Raw genomic sequence first — 6,052 nt, 5'->3', positions numbered from 1 at the left:
TCGGAGCTGAACGGGCGCTGTCGCTTTTCTATGTCAGCGTTTCACCCCCTCAACCTAAGGGAATATGGAATTAACGATCAAAACCGAAAAGGAGTCTCCTATGGCTAAGCGATATGAATACATGGACTGGCTCAGAGTCGTCGCGATTTTCGTCGTCGTCGGCGTCCATGTCGTTTCAAAAATCATCAATACCGGTCATGTGGACCAATGGGAATGGCAATTTGCAAACGCCATCGATTCCGCCATCCGCTGGTGCGTGCCGGTCTTTTTCATGCTGAGCGGAGCGCTACTGCTGACTGGCAAGCGGGAAGACCCGATAGGCGGTTTTCTCAAGCGCCGCCTCACCAAAGTCATCATTCCGCTGATCTTCTGGAGCGGCGTCTACATCGCCTATAAAATCTTCGAGCAGGGTGAATCCTACACAGTCGGCGAAATGTTCATCCTGTTCTTCACCGACGACGTCTATTACCACCTCTGGTTCATGTACGTCATCATCGGCCTCTACATCATGGCGCCGTTCCTGAAAATACTCGTCAGACACATGGACCAGAAAGCGTTCCTTTATTTTCTGGCCATCTGGTTTATCTTTGCCGGCCTCATGCCGTTCATCCCAAAAACATTCGGCTTCGATCCGGCGATGGATCCCGGCCTGTTCCAGCCCTATATCGGCTATTTCCTGCTCGGCGCCTATTTTGTCCGGTACCCGCTGCCGAAAAAAGCCTTATGGCCGCTGCTTGGGGTATCGGTCATCTCTTATTTCATCACCGTCTACGGCACGCATAGTCTGACGGAACGGAGAGGCGAGCTCGACGAATTCTGGTACGAGCATTACCGCCCGACGCAAATCGCCATCTCAATTTTCATCTTTGCCTTTTTCCAGCGGCTCGGCCCGCGCCTGAAGCCGAATCCGGTCATCACGCAGCTGAGCCTCGCGACACTCGGCATTTACGTCATCCACCCGCTCGTGCAATTTTATCTGAATAAATTATTCAACATCAATGAAACGACAGTCAACGCGCTGGTGGGAGTGCCGCTTGTCTGGATACTGATTTTCACGATTTCGTTCCTGATCATCTGGCTGCTGAAGAAAGTGCCGGGTGCGAAGCATATTGTTCCTTAAGAATGCGGTGAACGACAGTGAATTGCAGCACGATAGATAATCAAAGGAGAGAGCGAAGGAGAAAGTTCCTTCGCTCTTCTTTCTATTTATATAGAAGCTATTTGATTCTTATTTTCTTCGGTGGAGGAGAAATCTCTAACGTAAGACACAAATGCCCTTAAATTTATGGCTTGAGTGTTATCGACCATGTGACTGACCAAAATGTTTTCCAATTTGGGACTGACACAGGGCCATGCTCCCAATCTGCAAACGTAGAATCTCTATCAAAAAAGAGCAACACCGCACTTGAACTGTGTTTTTGAAGAAAGAGCGTGGGTAGAATCCACTTTGCTTTTTTAGCTTACGATTTGCGTAGATTATCTTACGTTTTCGGCTTCCTATCTTACGATTTTATGATACTATCTTACGGTTTTGACTTCTTATCTACCGAGTCGTCTTTCTCTGCGGCTTTTCCCGAAAGAAAAGTGCATTCGAACGGAAAGCAGTCCGCCCTCGCCGCCCTAGAATAGCAAAAAAATAATAAACCGTAACTAAAAACTCAGCTAAAGTTACTTTCGGTGACTATGGTGTAACATTCTTTTTGCTCCTTCATTGCATAAATTCCAGTTACAATTTCCATATCGAATAAAGAAATGAAACATTCAGTAAACTGGTTATTCGTGATTATTAACTAAAAAAATCAATAATTTATTTATTTTTTATGCTAAAAAGACTAGTCTAAAGTCACTTAAGGGGTTACAATAGGAATATAGAAAAGAAAAAGGTCCTAAACACTAATACGAAATAATCAGAAAGCGGGATGATGGGAGATGCACCCTTACCAGGAATATATAGATAAACTGGAAAAAGAACATAGCAGAAGCGTCAAAGAACTGATCCATGACTATTACATCGTTCAGGATGAAGGCCCATCCGTCACAGCAAGAGAACTGGGCATCCCGCGCAAAGCAGTGCTGCATTTTATCTATGAGTATGATCTGCGCCAGCTCAAACACCAAAATATTAAAAAAAAAGTGAAAATCTAGACTGGTAACCAAAAACAGAACCGCCCCAACCGTCCCAAAAGAAGACGGTGGGGCGGTTTTTTGAGTTGCCATCTATAAAACTTCTGAAACTATACACGCCCCACTTCCGTCTATATAATAAGCAGTGAATTTGAAAAGAAAGAGTGATCAAATGAAAAGAAGCAAGATTACGGAAAAACGGCAGTCTGCAGCTGCCAATCGCGTCCTGCAGGCATTAGTTGCTGTTATCGTCATACTTGCCACAGCAACGGGAATATTCCTGCTGCTCCAGACAGATGAATCCGACTCAACATTGCAGGATCTGGAAAAGACATCATTTACAGAACGGGAATATATAGATCGCTCGCCAACCGGCACCATAGAAAAAGCACCTGAAACCCCTGTCGAAGCGGAAGAGGAAGCAGCAAGCGGCGACGAAAGCAATGACGACATCATTGTCGAAGCACCCGAAGAAGATCTCGCTTCGATGATCGCCAACGCCAAGAGTCATGTTTACACGCTCTATACCGACCTCGAGCAGGGCTCCGGTTTCCTTTTTAACAATAAAGGCGACATCCTGACAAGCGCACACGTTGTAAAAGACGCGGCGTATGTAACGGTTACAAACAGCAACGGCCAGGAATTCAACGGCCGCGTTATCGGCATTTCCGAAACGGAAGACATCGCCCTTGTACGCGTCCCGGACATCGCCGGAAAAGAACCGATGGAAATGGAAAACGGCGTGGTGCCGGTCGGAACACCCGTATTTGCCCTCGGCAGCCCGGAGAATATCGTCAACACATCCACTGAAGGCGAAATTACAGCTATCGGCATAGGCTTCAGTGATGAATACGAATACACGGATTTATATGAAATGACCGCAAACATCAAGCAGGGATCCAGCGGAGGGCCATTGATTTCCGCGGAATCCGGGCGCATCCTTGGCATCAATTCGATTGTACTGACGGACAATCCGGACATCGGCTACGCGATTCCGGTCTACACAGTCATGGCGCAGCTCCAGGAATGGGCGGAAAACCCGCTTCCTGAAGAGGAAGAAGCGGTGACACCGGATCTGAGAGGCGCGTATTTCTCGGAAGAATTGTTGCGTTCATTCATAACGGATTATTACACACTGATCCCTTATTCACTGAACGATGAGGAAGTGGCGTTTTACGAATTCTTCCTGCTGCCGGGCAGCGACGGGGAAGAAAAAGGCAACTCCCTGGTTGAAGAATTGAAAAAAGGCGACCGTGTCTTCCAGACAGTCGAACCAGTCATTAAAAATGTGAAAATCAATGAAGACACTGCGACCATACAGGCAGGCGCCACATTCACGTTCCAGGACAACGCGGATAAGAAGCTCGTCTCCATAAGCCACAGCCATACCTACACCGTCGTCATTGATGAATACGGCGATTACAGGATCAGTTCCATCGTGAATCAATAAAACATGAAATTAAAAAACGGCCGCCCATTCAATTGGGTGGCCGTTTCTTCATGCATTAACGTCTGTAGCTGTGGAATTTAGGTCCGAAATAAGAATCATTCATGCTGCGCACTTCCGCTTTCGATCCGCCGGCATGTACGAACTGGTTATTGCCGATATAGATTCCGACGTGCGAGATGCCTGCGCGGTATGTGTTTGCGAAGAACACAAGATCGCCGACCTGCGGAGTCGTAACCGCTCTTGTTTCAGCAAATTGAGTCAACGTCGAACGTGTAAGGTTGACGCCGTTTTGTTTGAAAGCGTATTGCGTGAATCCGCTGCAGTCAAAGCCGGCTTTGGTCGTGCCGCCGAAAACATAAGGTGTTCCGCGCAATGCCATTGCAGTTGCGACGATGGCTGCACCTTTTGAAGGAGCGTTTACGGCTGTTGCAGAAACTTTAGTAGTCGCTTTTGACACCAGTGTGCTGAGCACCCATCCGGATTTGCCGCTTGCAGAAACTTTATACCATGTCTCGCTGCCCACTTTTTTCTGGTGTGTTGCAGTCAGCTTCGTCCCTTTTTTGGCGACGAAAACGACTTTATGCTTTGTGCCTGCATCCAGGCGGATATTCGAGTTGTGTTTAGTTGTATAAGTTCCGGAAAGAGCCGTAGCTTTTGAACCGGATACCTGCTGAACGGATTCGCTGGAAGGAGAGCTGATTGTTGATGGTGCTTCTGCTCCTGCGGCTGAAATAGTTCCTGAAAACATCATCGTGCTAGCGAATAAAGCGAAAACTAATTTTCTCATCATTTTTCCCCAATCGTAATGTAATGTCCATGTCTATTCTCTATCGGTCAGTTGTTATGTTATTACTATAGAGTCCCGAGAGGGGAGAAACAAGGTTATTTCTATTGCATAAACATTACGTTTATATTTCAAAATACCAAATAGTTATTTTATTGTTATCTATTTGATTAAAAGAGCGGTAAATTGGCGCTTTTTCGAACTAAATTTGTTTTGCCAAACAAACTAGCGCCGATATTGGTATACGATTAATCTCTCGCTACTATATTAATAAAACACTCACAAAGTATTCTGAAAATTAAAATATTATATTATAAATTTAATATTCATCCGCCTAAAAGAAATGTGCATTCTATTGGAAAGCAGTCCGCTGCTGACGGACTGCACAGTGGGCGGCGCTCGGACGGCCGCCCAATCAACTCAGCTAGAGGGTTGGTTCGCCTGGCTGGAAGTATATCTGCTGTGTTTCCAGCGCAAGCCAAAATTTGAAGAACAATTGTGTCTCTGCCCAATATCCGTTTACTACCACCATCCCCAACAAAAAAGAGCGAAGCAGATTCATACCTGCATCACTCAACACTTTATATATTAATGCCATCTCTAAGATATGGAGCAAAACAGCCCCGACTCCTAGGATAAAGCGAGTCGGCCGAGACCCCGCAGTGAACGAAGTGAGTGAGGAGGCTTGGACGCGAGCCCGAGGAAAGCGGGGCTGTTTTGCGTAATATCGATTAAAAAAAGAACACAGCCCTTGAACTGTGTTCCTCATTTCTTTACATATTCAAATGCTCTTTCAACGTGCTCTTAATCTCACTCAGCTCATTTTCATCCATCATATAATACCAGATACCATTAATCGTCTCCCCATAACCATCCTCAACAATGATCTGGTCAACCGATCCAACCGCATCCCGGTAATTCTTCTGGACTTCCATCATCTCGCTGAACTCCATATTCGTCCGCACATTATTCCCGAGCGCCGTAAAGATATCGCCATAATTCATCAGGCTGTTCACCGACGCACCTTCACGCATAATTCCTTGGATCACTTGCTTCTGGCGATCCTGGCGTCCGAAATCACCGCGCGGATCCTGTTTACGCATCTGCACATAAGCCAAAGCCTGGTCGCCGTTCAAATGGATATCGCCAGTCGAAAACTGGTCGAAAGCCAATTGATTATTCACAGTGACACCGTCAACCGCATCCACAATATCTTTAAATCCTTCCATATTCACCTGCACCACATAATCAATCGGAATATCCAATAAATTCTCTACGCTCGCCATCGACATCTCGATGCCGCCGAATGCATATGCGTGGTTGATCTTATCCATCGTGCCGCGTCCGACAATCTCCGTATACGTATCACGCGGAATTGACACCATCTTCGTCGTCTTCTCATCCGGATTCACCGTCAGCACCACCATCGTATCTGAACGGCCGCGGTCGCCTTCGCGTTCATCGACGCCAAGCAGCAGCACTGAAAACGGATCTTTGTCACTCAGTTTCACTTCGTCAACGCGCATATCCGAAACCGGACGGTCGATCGGTTCGTGAATTTCGTCCATCGTATTTGTAAAGCTGTTATAAATACTGAACAGGTAAACACCGATGCCAAGAACGATGACGCCCAATATCCCGACAACCCATGGCCATTTCTTCTTCTTATTCGTATTGCGCTGGCTTCTTTTCAT

At 46.4% G+C, this 6,052-nt stretch carries 5 protein-coding genes; 3 read left to right on the top strand and 2 right to left on the bottom strand.

Annotated elements, in window-relative coordinates:
• The first annotated feature begins 100 nt into the window (after positions 1-100).
• From KW93_RS07175 to KW93_RS07165, 3 genes are all read left to right on the top strand, one after another.
• Positions 101-1,120, top strand: a complete 1,020-nt coding sequence (locus tag KW93_RS07175; protein WP_033542305.1) for an acyltransferase — start codon at positions 101-103, stop codon at positions 1,118-1,120.
• 809 nt (positions 1,121-1,929) lie between these two features.
• Positions 1,930-2,145 carry a hypothetical protein gene (locus tag KW93_RS07170; RefSeq protein ID WP_033542304.1) on the top strand — a complete coding sequence of 72 codons (216 nt, stop codon included), beginning with the start codon at positions 1,930-1,932 and terminating at the stop codon, positions 2,143-2,145.
• A 151-nt stretch (positions 2,146-2,296) separates the two neighbouring features.
• Positions 2,297-3,574, top strand: coding sequence for a S1C family serine protease (locus KW93_RS07165; protein WP_052131501.1), 1,278 nt, complete (start codon positions 2,297-2,299; stop codon positions 3,572-3,574).
• Positions 3,575-3,629: 55 nt separating this feature from the next.
• On the opposite strand, the gene KW93_RS07160 is transcribed toward KW93_RS07165, so the two are convergent.
• Together KW93_RS07160 and KW93_RS07150 are read right to left on the bottom strand one after the other, a co-directional pair.
• Positions 3,630-4,361: a C40 family peptidase gene (locus KW93_RS07160; RefSeq protein ID WP_033542303.1), complete on the bottom strand. Its 732-nt coding sequence runs from the start codon at positions 4,359-4,361 to the stop codon at positions 3,630-3,632.
• Between the two features lie 770 nt (positions 4,362-5,131).
• Complete coding sequence (locus KW93_RS07150; protein ID WP_033542301.1) at positions 5,132-6,052, bottom strand: LCP family glycopolymer transferase; 921 nt, start codon at positions 6,050-6,052, stop codon at positions 5,132-5,134.

This window comes from Planococcus sp. CAU13 (assembly GCF_000775575.1).
Classification (GTDB): Bacteria; Bacillota; Bacilli; order Bacillales_A; family Planococcaceae; genus Planococcus.
The sequence above is the reverse complement of the archived record's forward strand: the minus strand, read 5'-3'. Positions and strand labels throughout refer to the sequence as shown.